Genomic DNA, 19,028 nt, shown 5'->3' with positions numbered 1-19,028 from the left:
CACCAACCGGCGACTACCCGGTCTTCTTCCTGCGCCGGTACTCGTCCAGATCCGCCGGCGCGGGCACCGGGTGGCCGTTCTCCCGGAAGACACCCTGGCCCTCTGCGTATTCCTTGAGCGTCTTCTGCAGCAGCTTGCGGCCGCGGAACAGCCGGCTCATCACGGTGCCCACCGGGCACTCGAGGATCTCGGCGATCTCCTTGTAGGAGAACTCCTGCAGGTCCGCGAGGATCACCACCAGCCGGAAGTCGATGGGCAGCGAGTCGATCGCGCGCAGCACGTCATCCGAGAGGAGCCGGTCGAAGAAGTACTGCTCCGGGTTCGCGGCGAAGTCGGTCGCGTCGCGGGACACGAAGCGCTCGTGCACCGCCTCGCGCTCCACGCCCTCCACCACGCTGCGCTCCTTCACCTTGCGCCGGTAGCGGTTGATGAAGGTGTTGGTGAGGATCTTGAAGAGCCACGCCTTGATGTTGGTCCCGCGCTCGAACTTGTCGAAGAAGCGGTAGGCGCGCATGCAGGTGTCCTGCACGAGGTCCTCGGCGTCGCGCTCGTTCTTCGTCAGCCGGAGCGCCGCAGAGTAGAGCGGGTCCAGGTGCGCGAGCGCCAGCTCCTCGAATTCCTGCTTCGTCCGGTTGGGTTGCCTGAAGTCCAGCATGCTCCCGCCTTCCAAGGGCCCGTAACTACTGGCGATTAGGTTGTGTCTTAACCGTCAATGTATGCACGGGAACATCCTGGGCAACAACCCTGTTCGCCGCGGGGGGCCGAGCGCCCGGCCCCTCGCATGCCCTACAGACCCCGCCCGGGCTTCTTTATTCCCGGGCGGGTTTCAGCAGGTGATTCTAGCGGGAAGCGCGCTTGGCGGCGGGCTTCGCGGCCTTCTGCGCCTTCTTGCCGCCGGAGGCGAGCGCCTGCTCGGCCGGCACGTAGTCGTAGCCGAGGTCGCGCGCCACGGCCTCGTACGTCACCTGGCCGCCGTGGGTGTTGAGGCCCTTGAGCAGCGCGCGGTCCTGGCGCAGCGCCTCGTGCAGGCCGAGGTTCGCGATGCGGGTCGCGTAGGGCCGCGTCGCGTTGTTGAGCGCGAAGGTGGAGGTCTGGGGCACCGCGCCCGGCATGTTCGCCACGCAGTAGTGCACCACGTCGTGCAGGATGAAGGTGGGCTTGTCGTGCGTGGTGGGCTTGCAGGTCTCGATGCAGCCGCCCTGGTCCACCGCCACGTCCACCACCACCGAGCCCGCGCTCATCTCCTTGATGAGCGCCTCGGTGACCAGCTTCGGCGCCGCGGCGCCGGGGATGAGCACGCCGCCCACCACCAGGTCGCTCTCGCGCACCGACTTCGCGATGTTCTCGCTGTCGGATGCCATCACGGCCGCGCGGCCCATGAAGATGTCGTCGAGGTAGGTGAGGCGCTCCAGGTTCACGTCGAGGATGGTGACCTCGGCGCCCATGCCCACGGCCACCTTCGCGGCGTTGATGCCCACCACGCCGCCGCCGATGATGGTCACCTTCGCGCGGCGCACGCCGGGCACGCCGCCCAGCAGGATGCCCTTGCCGCCCGCGTGCTTCTCGAGGCTCGCGGCGCCCACCTGGATGGCCATCTTGCCGGCCACCTCGCTCATCGGCTTGAGCAGGGGGAGGCTGCCGTCGTCGAGCTGGATGGTCTCGTACGCGACCGCGCTCACCTTCTTCTTGAGCAGCACCTTGGTGAGCTCGGGGTCCACGCCGGACAGGTGGAAGTAGGTGTAGACGATCTGGCCGTTCTGCATGCGCTCGTACTCGGGCGCGATCGGCTCCTTCACCTTCACGATCATCTCGGCGCGGCTCCAGACCTCGTCCACGCTCTTCACGATCTCAGCGCCCACGCGCACGTAGTCCTGGTCCGAGATGCCCGAGCCGATGCCCGCGCCCTTCTCGACCAGCACCGTGTGGCCCCCACGCTTGAGCGCGGCCACACCCGCCGGAATCATTCCGACGCGGTTCTCACGGGTCTTGATCTCTTTGGGAACTCCGACGATCACAGCAGCCCTCCGGGGCAAAAAATGGTGGCGCACCGTATCCCCCCGAAGGGGAGAGTCAAGGCAAGCCGGGGCCACGCGCCGCGTCATGTGCGACGGGGCAGCGGTGACCCCTCTGCCTCCTCCGCCAAGGGGGGCGCCCGGGCGGGCGCACACGCGGGTCGAAGTAGCGCGGCCCCGGTGGTAGTTAGACGCGCATGGCGTCTCTTCCCAAGCTGCTCGTCGCGGACCCCAAGGGCCGCGTGCTCGAGCACCCCTACCTCGTGGCCACCCTGCGCAGCGGCGAGGACCTCGTCCCGCCGCAGGATCGCCCCATCCCGCTGCCCGAGGCGGGCCGGCTCGTCCACCTGCCGGGCCGCCTGCCGGTCGGCATGCACCCGGAGACCGGCGAGCTCGAGCTCGTGCGCGAGTTCACCGTGGACGGCAAGCGCTTCGTCCCCAACGCCGTGGGCGCGCTGCTGCCCCCCGGCTACACCCGCACCTTCCTCCCCGGCGAGGTGAAGGGGGAGGGCGGCCCCGTGCTCCCGCAGTGGGCCTACACCGCCGCCGCCTGGGGCGAGGAGGGCGCGGTCGCCTGGGCCATCCATACCGACCGCCGCGGCCACTGGGATCCCCAGCTCTACTCCACGCCGGACCTGAAGAAGGCGGTGGACGCGCACCTCGCGCGCTATCCGGACAACCGCGTGCTCAAGCAGCTCAAGACCTGCGCGCTGCTGTACCGCTGCTTCACCAGCCAGAACATCTTCTACGCGCGCGACGAGGGCGCCATCCCGGCCTCCGTCATGTGCAACGCGCGCTGCGTGGGCTGCATCTCGGACCAGCCCGCGGACGGGCCGCCCGCGAGCCACGAGCGCATGGACGACGGGCCCAGCGGCGAGGAGATGGGCAAAATCGGGCTCTACCACCTGCAGCACGCGCCGGGCCGCACCATGGTCAGCTTCGGGCAGGGCTGCGAGGGCGAGCCGCTCACGCGCTACAAGCAGATCGCCGAGGCCATCCGCTACATGCGCGCCCACACCCCCGTGGGCTCCATCAACATCAACACCAACGCGAGCCTCACCCACGGGCTCGAGGCCCTGCTCGACGCGGGCCTGGACGCGGTGCGCGTCTCGCTCAACGCGGCGACCAAGGGGCTCTACGAGGCCTACTACAAGCCGGTGAAGTACACCTGGGAGGACGTGGAGCGCTCCATCGCGCTCGCCCGCGAGCGCGGCGCCTACCTCTCGCTCAACCTGCTGCTCTTCCCCGGCGTGACCGACCGCGAGGGCGAGGTGCAGGCGCTGGAGAACCTCGTGTGCCGCTACCGCGTGGACCAGGTGCAGACCCGGCCGCTCGCCATCGATCCGCTGCAGTACATCGAGGTGGCGCGCGGGGTGGGGGCGGGCGGCGAGCCGGTGGGCATCCGCGAGCTGCTGCGCCGCCTGAAGGAGGCGCGCCCGGGGCTCATCATCGGCAACTTCTCGCGCGGCCTGCAGGAGCGCCACAACGCCGCGGGCGCACAGCGCAGCGCCTGAAGCGCGGCCGCTGTGCGGAGTGCAGCGGGGGCCTCAGCCCTCGCTGCTCGAGGGTGGCAGCTCGCTCGCGACCACCTTGCTGAGCACCGCGTCCTTGGGCACGTAGCCGTCCGCGCCCGCCTCGCGGCAGATGCGCTGCAGCTCCGCGGGCTCCTCGCCCGAGCACAGCAGCACCTTGATGCCCTTGAAGAGGCTGTTGCTCTTGATGAAGCGGCAGAACTGCTCGCCGTCCACGTTGGGCATGCGCACGTCCAGGAGCACCAGGTCCGGACGGGTCTGCTTCTTGAGGATGATCTTCGTGGCCTTGTCCGCCGTGTCGGCGACGTGCACCTCGAAGCCCTTGGTGACGAGGTCCGCCTCGATGATGCGGGCGGTCATCTCGCTGTCGTCCACGATGAGGATGCGCGGCTTGCGCGCGCCGGGCTTGGGCGCGGCCGGCGCGGCGGCGGCGGCCGCAGGCGCGGCGGCGGCCGGAGCGGCCGCGGCGGCGGGAGCGCCCTTCGGAGGACCCGCGAGCTGGGTCACCCCGGCGAGCACGGCCTCGAGGCCGCCGCCCTTGAGGATGTAGCCGTCCGCCCCCGAGGCGCGGGCCTTCGCGGCGAGCTCCGCCTCCGGGATGTCGGAGTAGAGCACCAGCTTGGACTGAACCTTCTTCTGTGTGCGGAGGTACTCCACGACGTCGTCGCCGAACATCTCCGGCATGTTCACGTCCATCAGGATGAGGACGTAGGGCCCCTCCACGAGGCGCTGCTCGAGGCTCGCCAGGTCGAGCGCACCACTCGCCTGGTATCCGGCCGAGTTCAGGGCGCCCACCGTGAGCTCCACCAGCATGGGGCTGTCATCGATGACGAGTACGCGGGACATCGCTCTCCTCTGGAATAGCCTACCAACCCTACACCGTTGGGGTGGGGCCCACCACGCGAAACTCGGCCCCTTGCTTGACCGGCCGCAACTGAGTTCCGGATACTTCGCTGCCTTGATCACCACACCCCTTCAGCGCGCGCTCCGCAACGCCCCTGATCGTGCCACCGTGGCCCAGGCGCGTCCGGACCAGGAGTTCTTCTGCTTCCGTCTCGGTGAGCTGCGGCTCGCCGTGCCGAGCGAGAACGTGCTCGAGGTGCTGCGCGCAGGCCTGCTCACGCCCCTGCCGCGCACCCCCGCCTACGTCATGGGCGTCACCGGTCACCGCGGCGAGGTCCTCCCCGTGGTGGACATCCTGCGCTTCCTCGGCAAGGGCGAGGCGCGCATCGGTCCGCGCACGCGGCTCTTCGTCGGCGCGAGCGGCGCCTTCGTCGCCGGCGTCGTCGCGGACGCGGTGCTCGGCCTCAAGCGCTTCTACGTCTCGGACATCCTGCCGCCGCCGCTGGGCGGGGACTCCGCCGCCGAGCACCTGCTCGGCGTGGTGCAGGGCGCGAGCGCCAGCGAGGGCTTCAGCCTGCTCAACTTCCCCAAGCTGCTGCAGACGGCGCGTCAGCGGGCGGTGGCCCGGTGAGCGACGTGCGCGCGGACGCGGAGGTCGCGGCCGAACAGGTGGACCTGCTCTTCTTCGAGGTGGGCAACGCCGTGTACGGCGCGGACGCCTCCCAGGTGCTGCGCATCGACCGCGCGCTGCCCGACGACTTCTCCGTGCCCGAGCTGGGAGTGCTGCGCCAGGGCGCGCGCGCGCTGGTGTTCCAGCTCCCCGAGGGCGAGGGCCACCTGCGCGTGGACGCGGTGCGCGGCGTGCGCCCCGTGCCGCTCAACGCCCTGCGGCGCATGCCGCCCCCGGCCGGCGCACCGCCCTACGCGGTGGGGCTGTGCCTGGATGCGGCGGAGGACCCCGCGCAGGACTCCGCCCCCGTGCTGCTCATCGATCTCGCTGAAACCGTGAATTCTGCAGTCTGAAGGAAGGCACCGACTCACATGTCCCTCGACACCCCCAACGCGAAGCCTGCGGCCAAGGGCCGCGCCCCCAAGAAGGCGAGCTCCGCCGCCAAGGCGGCTGCTCCCAAGACCACGAACGTGGTCTCCGCGGCCGACCCCGGCCTCGCCGCCATCGCGGACGCGCTCACCCGTACGCTCTCCGGCGACTGGACGGCGCGCGCCCCCGCGGAGGGCCTGGATGGCCAGGCCGCGCAGATCGCGCAGCTCTTCAACCGCTTCGTCGACCAGATGTCGATCGCGGAGCACCGCAAGCAGGTGGCCTCGCAGGAGATCGACCGCGCCATCGACGCGCTGATCATGCTGGTGCGCGAGGGTGACCTCTCGCGCTGGAACACCAGCACCGAGGACGCGCAGCTCGGGCCCCTGCTCGAGGGCTTCGGCAAGGTGATCGAGACGCTGCGCACCTTCGTGCGCGAGATCAACGAGGCCGCCCTGCGGCTCTCCTCGTCCGCGAACCAGGTGCTCGCGGCCAGCACCCAGCACGAGACCTCGTCCACGGAGCAGGCGGCGGCGATCCACGAGACCACCGCCACCATGGAGGAGCTCAAGCACGCGAGCGCGCAGATCGCCGAGAACGCCGGCGCGGTCGCCCGCGTGGCGGAGGAGACCCTGGGCGCGGCGCGCGCGGGCCGCGGCGCCATCGGTGAGTTCATCCAGGCGATGCAGCAGATCCGCAGCGACGGCGTCGCGGTGGCGGACTCCATCACCAAGCTCAGCAAGCGCGTGGAGCGCATCGGCACGGTGGTCGAGGTGATCGACGAGATCGCCGACCGCTCGGACCTGCTCGCGCTCAACGCGGCGCTCGAGGGCAGCCGGGCGGGTGAGGCCGGCAAGGGCTTCTCCATCGTGGCGGCCGAGATGCGCCGCCTCGCGGAGAACGTCCTGGACTCCACCAAGGAGATCAAGAACCTGATCACCGAGATCCGCGAGGCCACGGCCGCCGCGGCCGGTGCGGCGGACGCCTCCAAGAGCGCCACCGAGAGCGGCGAGCGCCTGGGCGCGGTGGCCGCGCAGGCCGTGGAGGGCATCCTCTCCGGCGTGCAGGAGACCAGTGACGCGGCGCGCGTCATCAACCTCGCGACCCAGCAGCAGCGCACCGCCACCGAGCAGGTGGTGGCGAGCATGGCCGAGATCGAGGACGTGACCCGCCAGACGACGCAGGCCTCCAAGCAGGCCACGGGCGCCGCCTCCGAGCTCACCGGGCTCGCGGGCCGCCTCGCGGAGCTCATCAAGCGCTTCAAGGCCGACTAGGGAGAGGGGAGGGGCGAGCGGCACCCGTCGCCCCTTCTGCCATGGACACCGAGGCCCTCAAGAAGTCACTGCTGAAGAAGTTCCAGGAGATCACCGCCGACCGGCTGCAGAAGATCCAGCTCGGCGTGATCGACCTCGAGAAGCCCACGGCCGCGCAGGCCGCGGACGACGTCGCGCGCGAGCTGCACACGATGAAGGGCGAGGCCCGCATGCTGGGCCTCGGCGCCATCGGGCAGCTCGCCCACGCGGCCGAGGACGTGCTGCGCAGCGAGCGCGAGGGCAAGACGGCCACCGCCGTGGCCACCGACCTGCTCCTGCGCGCCTGCGACGTGCTCTCGGACCTCGTCGAGGACATGCCCAGCGCCCACACGGGCACCTCGGCCACCGAGGAGATGTGCGCCGCGCTCGCGGCGGCCTCGGGCAGCCCCATCCCGCACCTGGGCCCCAAGCCCGCGGCCGCCAAGGCCGCAGCGCCCGCTCCGGCGCCGAAGCCCGCGGCGCCCGCGCCTCCGCCGGTCCAGGCGGCGCCCGCGCCCGTCGCGGCTCCTGCGGCTCCGGTACAGGCACCGGCCGCCGCGGAGGACGCGGCCGCGGCCAAGGCGAACCCGGTCGCGGATCGCACCATCCGCGTGAACGTGGAGACGCTGGACGCGCTGGGCCTGCTCGCGGGCGACCTGCTCGTGGAGAGCGCGCGCAACCAGCTGCGCGGCGAGGACATGGCGCAGATCCTCGAGCGCTTCAGCCGCATCTCCGACCGCTTCCTGCACTTCGGTGAGCAGCTGCAGCTGCAGGCCGAGGAGCGCGCGCAGCTGGACCGGCTCGAGAGCGACCTGCACATGCTGCGCGACGACGCGTTCCGCTTCGTGCGCCGCAACGAGGACGGGGTGAACACCCTGCACGGCAGCCTCGCCATCCTCGCGGACCACGTGGCCGACGCGCGCCTGGTGCCGCTCGCCAGCGTGTTCGACGCCTTCCCGCGCGCCGTGCGCGACCTGAGCCGCCAGCAGGGCAAGGAGGTGGACCTCGTCATCGAGAACAGCGACGCCGGCGTGGACCGCTCCATGCTCGCCGACGTGCGCGATGCGATGGTGCACCTGCTGCGCAACGCGGTGGACCACGGCCTGGAGAGCGCGGACCTGCGCACCCAGCTGGGCAAGCCCGCCACCGGCCGGGTGCGCATCCGCGCCCGCGTGGACGGCGAGATGCTGCACCTCGAGGTGGACGACGACGGGCGCGGCATCGACCCCGACCGCGTGAGGGCGAGCGCCGTGTCCAAGCGCCTGCTCACCCAGGCGCAGGCGGACGCGCTCAGCGAGCGCGAGGCGATCGAGCTCGTGTTCCGCCCCGGCTTCTCCACCCGCGAGGAGGTCAGCGAGATCTCCGGGCGCGGCGTGGGCATGGACGTGGTGAAGCGCAAGGTGGAGTCCCTGGGTGGCTCCGTGTCGCTCAAGAGCCGGCTGGGCCGCGGCCTCACCGTGTCGCTGCGCCTGCCCCAGTCGCTCGCGCTCATGAAGGTGCTGCTGGTGCGCCTGGGCGACGACGTCTACGGCATCCCCGCGGCGGACGTGGAGGCGGTCATCCGCCTCAAGCCCGAGGACCGGCTCGAGGTGTTCGGCACGCTCGCGGTGAAGCACCGCGGCAAGCCCACCGCGCTCGTCGCGCTGGGGCCCCTGCTGGGCCTCAACGGCGGCAACCGCTTCGACCGCCCCCCGGCGGTGGTGGTGCGCCACGGCGCCGACGAGGCCGCCCTGGTGGTGGACGGCTTCGTGGACGAGCGCGAGGTGGCCGTGAAGCCCTGCGGCGGCGAGTTCCTCAAGGGCGCGCCCTTTATCGCAGGCACTGCGGCGCTCGAGGACGGGCGCATCGCGGTGCTGCTGCACGTGCCGGACATCATGACCGAGGTGCGCCGCATGGCACGCCCCGTCACCCAGGCGCCCGCGACGAAGCGGCTGCGCGTGCTGCTGGTGGACGACTCGCCCATCGCGCGCGCCACCGAGAGCGCGCTGGTGAAGGCGCTCGGCCACAACGTGGAGGAGGCGCAGGACGGCGAGGAGGCGTACGCCAAGGCCCAGGCTGCGAGCTACGATCTCATCCTCTCCGACGTGCAGATGCCCAAGCTGGACGGCTTCAGCCTCACGCGCCGGCTCAAGAGCACCGCCTCGCTCGCGCGCATCCCGGTGATCATCCTCTCCTCGCTCGCCTCTCCCGAGGACAAGCGGCGCGGCCTGGACGCCGGCGCGGACGCCTACCTCGTGAAGGGGGAGCTCGGGGTCGAGGTGCTCGCCCAGGCCATCGATCGGCTCACCTGATTCCATGTCCGGTGTCACCGTGCGCGCCCTGCAGCAGCTGGCGGCGCTCCTGCTGGAGCGCGCCGGGCTGAAGATCAACCCGGACGGCTACCACAGCCTCCGGCTCGCCCTCAGTGCGCGCATGCCCGCCCTGGGCATCTCGGATGCCGAGGAGTACGTGCGCCGCCTGCGCGAGCTCGCGGGCGAGCACGAGCTGCGCTCGCTGCTGCCGCTGGTGACGGTGGGCCACACCGAGTTCTTCCGCGACGCGAAGCAGTTCCGCGCGCTGGAGCGCCGCATCCTGCCCGAGGCGCTCAGCCGCGCGCGGCGCGACGGGCGGCGCGTGAGCGTGTGGAGCGCGGGCTGCGCCACGGGCGAGGAGCCCTACAGCGTGGCCATGGTGCTCGCAGAGCTGGGCGCCACGCACCTGGACGTGGACCTCTACGCCACGGACCTCAACCCCGCCGCGGTGGAGAACGCTCAGCTCGGGCGCTACTCGGCGCGGCGCATGGCGGGCATGTCCCAGGAGCGGCTGCAGCGCTTCTTCCAGCCCGTGGACGACGGCAACGAGGGGCAGCACCAGGTGCAGGCCGGCCTCAAGCAGTACGTGCGCTTCGGCGGGCAGAACCTGGCGGCGCCGGTGTTCTCCCACGTCAAGCCGGACTCGCTCGACGTGCTGCTGTGCCGCAACGTCATCATCTACTTCGACCTGCCCACCATCCGGGCGCTGATGGACCGCTTCCTCTCCGTGCTGCGCCCCGGCGGCATCCTGCTGCTGGGCTACTCGGAGAGCCTGTTCAAGGTCTACGACCGCTTCGAGATGATCGAGGTGGAGGGCTCCTTCGTGTACCGCCGGCCCCTCGAGGCCCGGCCGCCGCCCCCCGCCGAGTTCGTGGCGCCGCCCGCGCCCGCGCCCGTGCGCACCCCGGCGATGCTGCCCCCGCGCCCCTCGGCCGTGGCCATGCCCTCGCTCGCGCCGCGCTACCCCACGCCGGGCCGGGGCTCGCCGCCCATCGGGCCGCTCGCCGCGCGCGAGGCCCCCGCGCCCCCGCCGCGCACCCCCACGGCGCCCACCCCTGCGCCCCGCGCGGCGCCCCCGCCCGCCCGTCCCGCCGAGCCGGCCAGCCCCGCGGCCAGTGCGAGCGCCCTCGCCGCCGCGGACAAGGGCCGCTCACCCGCGGCGCGGCTCGAGACGGCCGTGCGCCACATGGAGCGCGGCGACTTCCCGGCGGCGCTGGCGGGCGTGAAGCGCCTGCTCGCGGACGAGCCCAACGACTTGGACGCGCTGCTCACCCTGGGCAACCTGCAGTCGCTGCTCGGCAACCTCGCGCACGCGCGCGAGGCCTTCTCCCAGGCGCTGCAGCGCGAGCCCTTGTGCGTGGAGGCGCGCGTGTTCGGTGGCGTGGCGGCGCTGCAGGGCGGGGAGCTGGTCGAGGCACGCTCGGAGCTCGCCAAGGCGCTGTTCCTCGAGCCCACGCTCGCCATCGGGCACTACCTGCTCGCGCAGGTGAACGAGCGCAGCCGCGACTTCGAGGGCGCGCGCCGCTCGTACCGCAACGCGATCGCGCAGCTGCGCTTCCCGCAGCGCACGCTCGCCGGGCACTACCCCGAGATGCCCGAGTCCTCGGATGCCATCTCCCGCGCGGCGCGCTACGCGCTCTCCGCGCTGGAAGAGGTGCAGCACTGACGGGCGCTGCACCCCGCGGCCCGGGGCGCTAGTCCTGGCTCACCGCGTCCGCGGCGCTCTTGCTGGGGTCCAGCACCGCGCTGAACTTCTTCTGCAGGTAGCTCTTGGCCTGGCCGCGCAGCAGCATGCCGGGGTCCGTGCCCTCGCCCTGGATGGCGCGGTCGGTCACCTGGAAGCTCGCGTCCAGGTTGATGCCCATCACCTTGCCGGTGACCTTCGCCGCCTCGCCCACCCAGGCCGCCTTCACCCCGTACTTGCCGCCCCAGTACTGCAGCAGCTGCTCCACGCGCTTCTTCGCCTCGGCCTGGGGCAGGGAGTGGGGGACCTCGAACTTCATCATCGCCATGGTGCCGCTCCTGTGTCCGCGCCTGCGCTGGCCCCGTCCCGGCGGGAGTGCCGGGTGGAGCGGTGAGCTGCAGGGTAGGTCCGTTCTGCCCGGCCGGGCGGGGAAGTCAACACCCTCGGAGCTCATACGGTCTTCCGTCGGCCACGGCGGCGCGGCCGCCTTACGGGCGCATCCGTGCTGCGCGCGCTGCAGGTTTCTGCGCGCGTTGCACCCGGGTGGTCAAGGTGCGCACCGGGTGCGCGCCTTCCGCGCGCCGGAGCTGCGGGAAGGTCCTTCACGCGCCGCGTCGCTGGGGTAGCGTGGCTGCGAACGTCTGTGGCCTGCAGCCGGGCCGAAGAAGGAGCGCCGTCGTGTCGCCAGTGCGGAAGTGCCTCGTCCTCGCCGTCCTCGTCCTCGCAGCGCTGCGCCCGGGCACCGCCCACGCGCAGGCGCCGGCGGAGCCCCCTGCTGCGCAGCAGGAGCAGACCCCGCCGCCCACGGACGAGAGCGCGCCGCCTCCGGTAGAGGACCCGCAGGAGCAGGCGCCGGCGCAGCAGGAGGGGAGCGAGCCCGCGCCCACGCCGCCTCCCGGCGCGCGCATCCGCTCGGATCCGCAGGCGCCGCTCGTGAGCCAGGACCCGACGGACCTGCCGCCCTCTGCGCAGCAGGACGGGGCGCAGGCCGCGGCCACCGACTCGCGCGCGATGCTGGACGGCAAGCCCCGCCAGGGCGCCTTCCTCGCGGGCCCCGGCAGCCTCACCTTCCTGCTGCACCACTCGATCATGGGCGCCGCGGGCGGCTTCTTCACCCAGGCCTTCGCGCAGGACCTGAGCTTCGACCAGGCCTCGCGCGAGCGCATGCTCGCGGGCACCTTCATCGGAGCGGGCCTCGGCTTCGGCGTGGCGGCGTGGTGGCAGTTCAACCACTACATCGACACGCCCATGGCCAACTTCGGCATCGTGAACTCGGCCATCGGCGGCATGTTCCTCGGCGGCTTCATGGACCTGCTGTCCACGGACAAGAGCCTGCTCACGTGGTCCGCCTTCGTGGGCAGCGAGCTGGGCGCGTGGCTCACCGCCACGGTGGGCGGCGGGCAGATGCGCGTGGACGACGGTCTGCTCATCGCGTCCGGCGGCGCGTGGGGCCTCGCATACAGCGCGCTGCTGCTCGCGATCGTGCACTTCTCCGGCACCGAGGTCTCGGGGAAGAACTGGGCGGACGCGCTGCTCATCGCGCCGGGACTCGGCGCGGGGGCGGCTGCGCTCGCCTCCATGCGCTTCAACCCCACGACGAACCAGATCTTGCGTGCGGATGCCTTCGGCGCGGGCGTGGGCGCGGTACTGCTGGTGGTCTCCTCGCTCGCGCTGGGCGGCTTCGACAACTCCACCCCCTACGTGCTCGCGCTGCTCGGCTCCGCCGGCGCCATCACCACCGTGAGCCTGCTGTGGGAGGAGAGCGCGGAGAAGGGCAGCGCGTACCAGCGGGGCAACCCCTACTACCGGGATCCGGAAAAGCACCGGCCCTACCGCACCGTGTGGTGGTAGCCCGGCCCGCATAGCCCGGCAGGCGGGCAGCCGAGCGGGCGGAGTGGCAGGGGCCGGGCGGCGGCCCCACCTTCACGCGTATGGCGCGTGTCCTCCCATTCCCCGCCCTCCTGTCCTCGCTCGACGCTCAGCTCCCGCCGCAGACGGCGAGCGTGCTCGGGGCTCGCGGCCTCCAGCCCGCCCACGTGCGCCCGCTGCTCGAGGCGGTGGACCCCTCGGCCGAGCTGGGGCGCTGGCGCGACTCGGGCGCGGTGCTGCGCGACGCGCGCCCCGCGCTCTACCTCCTCGAGCTGCTGCCAGAGGGGGCGCCGGCGCGCGCCACGCCCGTGCGCTACCTGCTGTGCGGTCTGATGAAGGACTCGGCCGAGCCACTCGAGCACGAGCCGTACATCCCGCGCTCCGCGCAGGTGGAGCCCGCGATCACGCTCGCGGCGGACGACCACGGGGTGCTGCGGGACCTGCTCGCGGAGGCGGCCGAGCGCAGCGTGCTGGTGTGGCGGGGCGGCTTCGACGGCCAGCAGCTCGCGCTCAAGCGCATCGAGCCCTCCGCCATCTCGAAGCGGCTGCAGGCCGCGCTGGACGAGGCGCCGCTGCGGCCGCTCAGCGCGCTGGACGAGCGCGGTCCCAGCCTCGCCGCCATCGTCGCGCTCTCGGACCCCGGGCTGCACTTCGCCCCGGTGCACCGCGGCGTGCGCAACCTGGACACCTTCAACGAGGACACCTTCCTGCAGCTCGTGGCGGGCTACGCGCGCTCCTACGATCTCGACGAGCCCCTGGACACGGCACGCGGGCTGGAAGCGGCGCAGGAGCGGCTCGCCACGCTGATCACCGGCCACCACGCCGTGCTCCTCGTGCTGCCGCAGGGACGCGGCCGCATCCTGCGCTTTCGCCAGGGCCTGGACCTCGCGCACATCAAGGCTGCTCCGCGAAACCCCACGCTGCGCAGCCTGGACCTCGCGCTGCTCAACGCGCTCGTGCTGCGCACCGTGATGGGCATCCAGGACCCGGAGGCCCCGGGCCACCCCAACGTGTTCGCCGTGCACAGCCTCGAGCAGCTGGTGGAGGAGGTGCAGCGCGGGACGTACCAGGTGGGCTTCGGCCTGAACCCGCCGCCCGTCTGGGAGGTGCGCGCGGTGATGGAGGCCGCCGCCACGCTGCCGCCGCGCACGCTGCGCGTGGACCCACTGCCCCCCGCGGGCCTCCTGTTCCTCGACCGGGAGGCGTGAGTCACCGTGAGGGTGCTCGCTCCATCGTCCCCTGCCTGGCCCGAGCCCGAGGTGCCCGCACGGGCCGCTCCCGAGGCCCCGGGGCCCGGCGAGACGCTCGACGCCATCTGCGGGGGCGAGGTGCAGGTGCTGCAGCGGCGCACCGGCTACCGCTTCAACCTCGACTCGCTGCTGCTCGCGCACTTCGCCGTGCAGACGGGCGGAGCGGGCAGGGGGCGCATCATCGACCTGGGCACGGGCTGCGGCATCGTGCCGCTGTTGCTCTCGCGGCGCCTCGGCTGCACGGACGTCACCGGCCTGGAGCTGCAGCCCGGCCTCTTCTCGCTCGCCCAGCGCAACGTGCACCTCAACCGCTGCGAGCACTCGGTGTCGCTCGTGCTCGGAGACCTCTGCCAGGTGGACCAGAAGTTCGGCCGCGGCAGCTTCGCGCACGTGCTGTGCAATCCGCCGTACCGCGCGCCGGCCTCGGGAAGGGTGAACACCGAGCGGGAGCGGGCGCTCGCGCGGCACGAGCTGACCTGCGCGCTGGTGGACGTGGTGCGCGCCGCGCGCTACCTGCTGGAAGCGCGCGGCGGGCTCTCGCTGGTGTACCCGGTGAGCCGCTTCTCCGAGCTCGCGACCACGCTCAAGGCCGAGCGGCTGAGCATGCGCCACCTGCGCCTCGTGCACCCGCGGCCCGACCGCCCCGCGAAGCTGCTGCTCCTGCACGCGGTGCGCAGCAGTCGCGCGCCGCTGGTGGTGCTCCCGCCCCTGGTGGTGCACAGCGCCCCGGGGCCCGCGTTCAGCCCCGAGGTGAGCGCGATGGTGGGCTAGGGCGCGCCCGCATCGGGAGGCGCGGAGCAGAACGCGAGCTTCTGCTTGAGGTAGTCGAGCGGCAGCGCCACCTCGAGCTGGAAGGTGTCGCCCTCGGGGCGCACCCGGGCGAAGTCCAGCAGCTGCGAGAGCTCCTGCGAGCCCTCGGCCTGCGCCTTGAGCCGCGCCACGCTCAGCGCCGCGCCCAGCGACTTGCCCAGGTCCTCCACCTTCGCCGCGTCCGCGCCCTTCACCTCGGCCACCACCGCCACGTCCGAGCGCGCGTCGATGTGCAGCTCCACGTGGTCCGCCACCTCGCGCAGCCGCTGCAGCAGCTCGGGCTGATCGTTGCCCAGCATCTGAGACAGCTGGTCCACCGACACCACGCCGTACATCTCGCCGTAGGTGCTGTCCTCGCCCAGCAGCGGCTGCTCGCCGTCGCCTGCGCGCCCCTCCACCCGGTCGATGACCTGCTGGGCGCCCTGCGGCGTCTTGCTCACGACGAAGAGCTGATCGTTCCAGCTCGCGAGCGAGCCGCGCGGCGCGGGCGCGTCTGGGCCCACCCGGGGCTCCTCGCCGCCCTCGGGCGCAGGGGGCTCGTAGAGCCGGGCGCTGTCGCCGTAGCTGCGCGCCGTGGCCCGCGCGAAGAGCTCGGAGGTGCGCGCCTTGGCGAAGTTGCCCGAGAGGATGACGCCCTCGTCGGTGACCACGAGCCGGTCCAGGTCCTCCAGCGGATCGACGCCGGTGCGCTCGCGCACTTCGCGCAGCTGCTTGCCGCCGTCGCGCATGAGGCAGGCGAGCAGCAGCTCTCCCACCGGCGAGTGGCGCAGCGCATTTGCCTCGAACACCACGGCGGTGTGCCCCTTGCCACGCGGCAGCGCGGCGAGCACGGGGTCGCGCGGGGCCGCGGGCTCCGGCGGGGTGCCCGGCTCCGGCGTGGCCACCGGCACGCGCTGGGTGCGCCGCGCCACGGCGCGCTCCTGCTCGGCGTCGCGCAGCGCGCGCGGGAACTCCACCTGCGGCGGGGGCGGCGCGTCCCGGTCTCCCTGGCCCCAGAGCATCAGCAGGGCGCCCAGCGCGAAGAGCACCGCAGCCGCGACCAACCACTTCCTCTGCCTGCGCATCAGTAGTCCTTCCCCTCGAAGCGCCACAGGCCCACGGCGAGCGTGCCCAGGCCGAACACCGCCACCCCCGCGAGCAGCCCCGCGAGCGAGCGAACCCCCAGCGGCGCGGACGCCGCGAGGCTCGCGCCCGCGTCCGCGAGCGAGGCGATGCGCGGCAGCAGCAGCGTCACTGCGCGAAAGGCGCCGCGGCTCGGGCCCTCCTCGAGCAGCGGCGCGATGGAGGCGCGGTAGCTCGCGAGGATGCCGCCCACGAGGCACAGCCCCCCGGCCGCCGCGCACAGGGCGGCGCTGCGCACCAGCGTGGCGGTGGCGAGCATCACCGCGTACACCGCCGCGAAGCCCACGCTCGCGAGCAGCGCGGCGTAGAGCGGCCCCGCGGTCCAGTAGCCCGTCTTCACGCCCAGGATGAGCACCAGCCCCACCGAGCCGTAGAGCGCGCCGGCGAGCGCGAGCGCCACCACCCCGAGGAAGGTGCCCAGCAGCAGCTCCCAGCGGCGCAGGGGCAGCGCGAGCAGGTGCTCGATGCGCCCGGGCGACAGCAGGCTGGGGGCGAAGTCCGAGTAGGCGAGGATGCCGAAGAGCAGGCCGCCGTAGAAGACCAGGTAGGCCGCGGCGCGGTAGATGGGACGCAGCGCCACGTCCACCGCCACGATGTCGTGGTGCGCGAGCGTGCCGAACAGCCGCGTGGCGGCGAGCGCACCGTCGAGCACCTCGAGCTTGAGCGAGAGCGCGAGCGTGACGAGCAGCAGCGTGATGCCCAGCACGAAGGCGAGGATGAACTTGCGGCTGCGCGCCTCGCGCAGCACGTACCCGGCGATTCCGAGCGCCCCGTTCATGCCGCCTCCCCGAGCGTCTCGCCCACCGCGGTGGTGAGCACCGCCTCCAGGTCCGCCCCCTCGCGCCGCAGCTCCACCAGCAGCGCCCCGGCGGCGCGCGCGCGGTCGAGCACCGCGTTGAGCGCCGCCGCGTCCGGCGCCTCGAGGAGGAAGGTGTGGGGATGGGGGCCGGGGCGCAGGCCCAGCGCGGAGAGGGCGGCCGCGTCGGCGCCGGGCGCGAAGCGCACGCTCCAGGCGCTGGAGGCGCGCGCGAGCTCGTCCAGGCGCCCCTCGCGCACCACGCGCCCGTCCGCGAGGATGGCGACCCGGTCGCAGATGCGCTCGGTCTCCGCGAGCAGGTGCGAGTTGAGGAAGAGGGTGGCGCCGCGGCGCACCTCCTCCTGCAGGATGCGGCGCACCTCCACGCGGCCCATGGGATCGATGCCGTCCGTCGGCTCGTCGAGCACCAGCAGCTCGGGCTCCCCGAGCAGCGCGGCCGCGAGCCCCAGGCGCTGGCGCATGCCCTTGGAGTAGCCGCCGATGCGCTTGCCCGAGGCCTCCGCGAGCCCCACGCGCTCGAGCAGGCGCGCGTTGCCCGGGGCGTCGGGCGCGAGCCCCTTGAGCCTTCGCACCGTCTGGAGGAAGGCGGTGGCGCTCCAGCTGCCCGGCAGGTGCAGCCGCTCGGGCAGGTAGCCCACGCGGGCGCGGATGCGCGGGTCGTCCGGAGAGCCGCCCAGCAGCTGCACCTCGCCCGCGCTGGGCCGCACGATGCCCAGGATGCTCTTGATGAAGGTGGTCTTGCCCGCGCCGTTCGGGCCGATGAGGCCGAAGGCGCTGCCGCGCGGCACGCGCAGGTCCACCCCGCGCAACGCCTCGCTGCCCTGCTTGCGGAACGGCCGCGTGTAGGTCTTTCGCAGGCCCACGACGCTCACGGCGGCTTCGAGATGGGTCACGGTCGGGGAGTCTAGGGGAAGGGTGGGCCGGCTCGCTCCTCTTCACGGACGGGCCCGCGCACGATTGCGGCGCGTCGCGCGGTTCGCACCCCTGGGAACGCGCGTTCGCAGCGCGGCTGTAGGCCGTCTCCGTGCGTCATTGCGTCAAAGTGGCGGGTTTCGCGCACTTCCACGGGGCGGCCGGAGGGCCGGTCCGCTGGTCTGCCGCGTGCATCCGGCCTCCCCACCCAACATCCGGCAGGAGACACACCCGATGACGTGGACCCAGGTGACGATGGATCGGCTGCAGCAGGCGCGCGCGGAGCTCGTGGCGGCGGAGGAGGGGCTCGCGGCTGCGACCCCGGCCGCCCGCGCCCGCTACGCCCGCGCCCTGCACGAGGCCGACCTCGCCGAGCGCCAGGCCATCCAGGCGGAGCGCGACCCGAACTGGCGCGGCGACGGCTGGCGGCTCGCCCAGCAGGCGGGGTAGGGCGAAAGAGGGAGGCAGGGGCCGCGGCCGCGGTTTATACCGGCGCTGCCATGACCTTCCCCGTCCACCGCCCCCGCCGCCTGCGCCGCTCCGCGGCCCTGCGCGAGATGGTGCGCGAGACCTCGCTCGCGCCCTCCGACTTCATCCTCCCGCTCTTCGTCGTCGAGGGGCGCGACGTGCGCCGCCCCGTCACCTCGATGCCGGGCGTGTTCAACCTCTCGGTGGAGCACGCCGTGGCCGAGGCGAAGCAGGCCCACGCGCTGGGCGTGCGCTCCGTCATCCTCTTCGGCATCCCGGACGCGAAGGACGCGCGCGGCAGCGGCGCCTACGCGCGCGAGGGGATCGTCCAGCGCGCCCTCTCCGAGATCAAGAGCGCCGTGCCCGAGCTGCAGCTCATCGCGGACGTGTGCCTCTGCGAGTACACGGACCACGGGCACTGCGGCGTGATCGAGGGCGGCCACGTGGCCAACGACGCCTCCCTGCCGCTGCTCGCGCAGATGGCCGTCACGTGCGCCCAGGCCGGCGCGGACATCATCGCGCCCTCGGACATGATGGACGGCCGCGTGGGGGCCATCCGCCGCGCGCTGGACGAGGTGAGGCTCACCGACACGCCCATCATGGCCTACTCCGCCAAGTACGCCTCGGGCTTCTACGGGCCCTTCCGCGAGGCGGCCCAGAGCGCGCCGCAGTTCGGTGATCGGCGCGGCTACCAGATGGACCCGGGCAACGCGCGCGAGGCCCTGAAGGAGACGGCGCTGGACCTGGAGGAGGGCGCCGACATGGTGATGGTGAAGCCGGCGCTCTCGTACCTGGACATCATCCACCGGGTGAAGGAGCGCTTCGACGTGCCGGTCGCCGCCTACAACGTCTCGGGCGAGTACGCGATGGTGAAGGCCGCTGCCCAGAACGGCTGGATCGACGGCGAGCGCGTGATGCTGGAGGTGCTCACCTCCATCAAGCGCGCCGGTGCGGACCTCATCCTCACCTACCACGCGCTCGAGGCCGCCTCGCTGCTCTGAGCACGGGTGGGCAGGCCCGTGAGGTGGGCGCGAGCGGGTGCTTGATCCCGCCTGCGAAACGCGAGCAAATGGAGCGCGCGATGAAG

The 19,028-nt window shown here is 72.7% G+C and carries 18 protein-coding genes; 11 read left to right on the top strand and 7 right to left on the bottom strand.

Going from position 1 to position 19,028, the window contains the following annotated elements; all coding sequences use genetic code 11:
* Nucleotides 1–13: 13 nt before the first annotated feature.
* Both FGE12_RS17060 and ald read right to left on the bottom strand, forming a co-directional pair.
* Nucleotides 14–655, bottom strand: coding sequence for a sigma-70 family RNA polymerase sigma factor (locus FGE12_RS17060; protein ID WP_153867538.1), 642 nt, complete (start codon nucleotides 653–655; stop codon nucleotides 14–16).
* Nucleotides 656–839: 184 nt separating this feature from the next.
* The gene (gene ald, locus FGE12_RS17055) at nucleotides 840–2,015 is read right to left on the bottom strand and encodes an alanine dehydrogenase (protein WP_194797963.1); all 1,176 of its coding nucleotides are present in this window, start codon (nucleotides 2,013–2,015) and stop codon (nucleotides 840–842) included.
* A gap of 194 nt (nucleotides 2,016–2,209) precedes the next feature.
* Between ald and FGE12_RS17050 the strand changes: the two genes are divergently transcribed.
* Nucleotides 2,210–3,526: a radical SAM protein gene (locus FGE12_RS17050; protein ID WP_153867536.1), complete on the top strand. Its 1,317-nt coding sequence runs from the start codon at nucleotides 2,210–2,212 to the stop codon at nucleotides 3,524–3,526.
* Between the two features lie 33 nt (nucleotides 3,527–3,559).
* On the opposite strand, the gene FGE12_RS17045 is transcribed toward FGE12_RS17050, so the two are convergent.
* On the bottom strand, nucleotides 3,560–4,390 hold the full coding sequence (locus tag FGE12_RS17045) for a response regulator (protein WP_153867535.1): 831 nt from the start codon (nucleotides 4,388–4,390) through the stop codon (nucleotides 3,560–3,562).
* Between the two features lie 115 nt (nucleotides 4,391–4,505).
* Between FGE12_RS17045 and FGE12_RS17040 the strand changes: the two genes are divergently transcribed.
* The 5 genes from FGE12_RS17040 to FGE12_RS17020 are packed head-to-tail and all read left to right on the top strand — an operon-like array spanning nucleotide 4,506 to nucleotide 10,675.
* Entirely contained in the window at nucleotides 4,506–5,018 is a 513-nt protein-coding gene (locus tag FGE12_RS17040) for a chemotaxis protein CheW (protein WP_370459045.1), read from the top strand.
* Complete coding sequence (locus FGE12_RS17035) at nucleotides 5,015–5,410, top strand: Frizzy aggregation protein FrzB (protein ID WP_370459038.1); 396 nt, start codon at nucleotides 5,015–5,017, stop codon at nucleotides 5,408–5,410. The genes FGE12_RS17040 and FGE12_RS17035 overlap by 4 nt, the downstream gene beginning before the upstream one ends.
* An 18-nt stretch (nucleotides 5,411–5,428) precedes the next feature.
* A complete protein-coding gene (locus FGE12_RS17030) occupies nucleotides 5,429–6,700 on the top strand; it encodes a methyl-accepting chemotaxis protein (protein WP_153867533.1) in 1,272 nt (423 codons plus the stop codon).
* Nucleotides 6,701–6,741: 41 nt separating this feature from the next.
* The gene (locus FGE12_RS17025) at nucleotides 6,742–9,009 is read left to right on the top strand and encodes a hybrid sensor histidine kinase/response regulator (protein ID WP_153867532.1); all 2,268 of its coding nucleotides are present in this window, start codon (nucleotides 6,742–6,744) and stop codon (nucleotides 9,007–9,009) included.
* 4 nt (nucleotides 9,010–9,013) lie between these two features.
* Complete coding sequence (locus FGE12_RS17020) at nucleotides 9,014–10,675, top strand: protein-glutamate O-methyltransferase (protein WP_153867531.1); 1,662 nt, start codon at nucleotides 9,014–9,016, stop codon at nucleotides 10,673–10,675.
* 28 nt (nucleotides 10,676–10,703) lie between these two features.
* On the opposite strand, the gene FGE12_RS17015 is transcribed toward FGE12_RS17020, so the two are convergent.
* Entirely contained in the window at nucleotides 10,704–11,021 is a 318-nt protein-coding gene (locus tag FGE12_RS17015; protein WP_153867530.1) for a polyhydroxyalkanoic acid system family protein, read from the bottom strand.
* A 350-nt stretch (nucleotides 11,022–11,371) separates the two neighbouring features.
* On the opposite strand from FGE12_RS17015, the gene FGE12_RS17010 reads away from it, so the two are divergent.
* From FGE12_RS17010 to FGE12_RS17000, 3 genes are all read left to right on the top strand, one after another.
* Nucleotides 11,372–12,544 carry a hypothetical protein gene (locus tag FGE12_RS17010; RefSeq protein ID WP_194797962.1) on the top strand — a complete coding sequence of 391 codons (1,173 nt, stop codon included), beginning with the start codon at nucleotides 11,372–11,374 and terminating at the stop codon, nucleotides 12,542–12,544.
* Between the two features lie 152 nt (nucleotides 12,545–12,696).
* The gene (locus tag FGE12_RS17005) at nucleotides 12,697–13,770 is read left to right on the top strand and encodes a DUF1015 domain-containing protein (RefSeq protein ID WP_370459037.1); all 1,074 of its coding nucleotides are present in this window, start codon (nucleotides 12,697–12,699) and stop codon (nucleotides 13,768–13,770) included.
* Nucleotides 13,771–13,776: 6 nt separating this feature from the next.
* Nucleotides 13,777–14,583, top strand: a complete 807-nt coding sequence (locus FGE12_RS17000) for a tRNA1(Val) (adenine(37)-N6)-methyltransferase (protein ID WP_370459036.1) — start codon at nucleotides 13,777–13,779, stop codon at nucleotides 14,581–14,583.
* On the opposite strand, the gene FGE12_RS16995 is transcribed toward FGE12_RS17000, so the two are convergent.
* The 3 genes from FGE12_RS16995 to FGE12_RS16985 are packed head-to-tail and all read right to left on the bottom strand — an operon-like array spanning nucleotide 14,580 to nucleotide 17,454.
* The gene (locus tag FGE12_RS16995) at nucleotides 14,580–15,686 is read right to left on the bottom strand and encodes a hypothetical protein (protein ID WP_153867528.1); all 1,107 of its coding nucleotides are present in this window, start codon (nucleotides 15,684–15,686) and stop codon (nucleotides 14,580–14,582) included. The genes FGE12_RS17000 and FGE12_RS16995 overlap by 4 nt on opposite strands.
* A complete protein-coding gene (locus FGE12_RS16990) occupies nucleotides 15,686–16,522 on the bottom strand; it encodes an ABC transporter permease subunit (RefSeq protein WP_153867527.1) in 837 nt (278 codons plus the stop codon). Before FGE12_RS16990 ends, FGE12_RS16995 begins: the two co-directional genes overlap by 1 nt.
* The gene (locus tag FGE12_RS16985) at nucleotides 16,519–17,454 is read right to left on the bottom strand and encodes an ABC transporter ATP-binding protein (protein WP_370459035.1); all 936 of its coding nucleotides are present in this window, start codon (nucleotides 17,452–17,454) and stop codon (nucleotides 16,519–16,521) included. The genes FGE12_RS16990 and FGE12_RS16985 overlap by 4 nt, the downstream gene beginning before the upstream one ends.
* Before the next feature lie 253 nt (nucleotides 17,455–17,707).
* On the opposite strand from FGE12_RS16985, the gene FGE12_RS16980 reads away from it, so the two are divergent.
* Both FGE12_RS16980 and hemB read left to right on the top strand, forming a co-directional pair.
* Entirely contained in the window at nucleotides 17,708–17,923 is a 216-nt protein-coding gene (locus FGE12_RS16980; protein ID WP_153867526.1) for a hypothetical protein, read from the top strand.
* A gap of 50 nt (nucleotides 17,924–17,973) precedes the next feature.
* Nucleotides 17,974–18,942: a porphobilinogen synthase gene (hemB, locus tag FGE12_RS16975; protein WP_153867525.1), complete on the top strand. Its 969-nt coding sequence runs from the start codon at nucleotides 17,974–17,976 to the stop codon at nucleotides 18,940–18,942.
* Nucleotides 18,943–19,028 lie beyond the last annotated feature (86 nt).

The organism is Aggregicoccus sp. 17bor-14 (assembly GCF_009659535.1).
Taxonomy (GTDB): Bacteria; Myxococcota; Myxococcia; order Myxococcales; family Myxococcaceae; genus Aggregicoccus.
The sequence above is the reverse complement of the archived record's forward strand: the minus strand, read 5'-3'. Positions and strand labels throughout refer to the sequence as shown.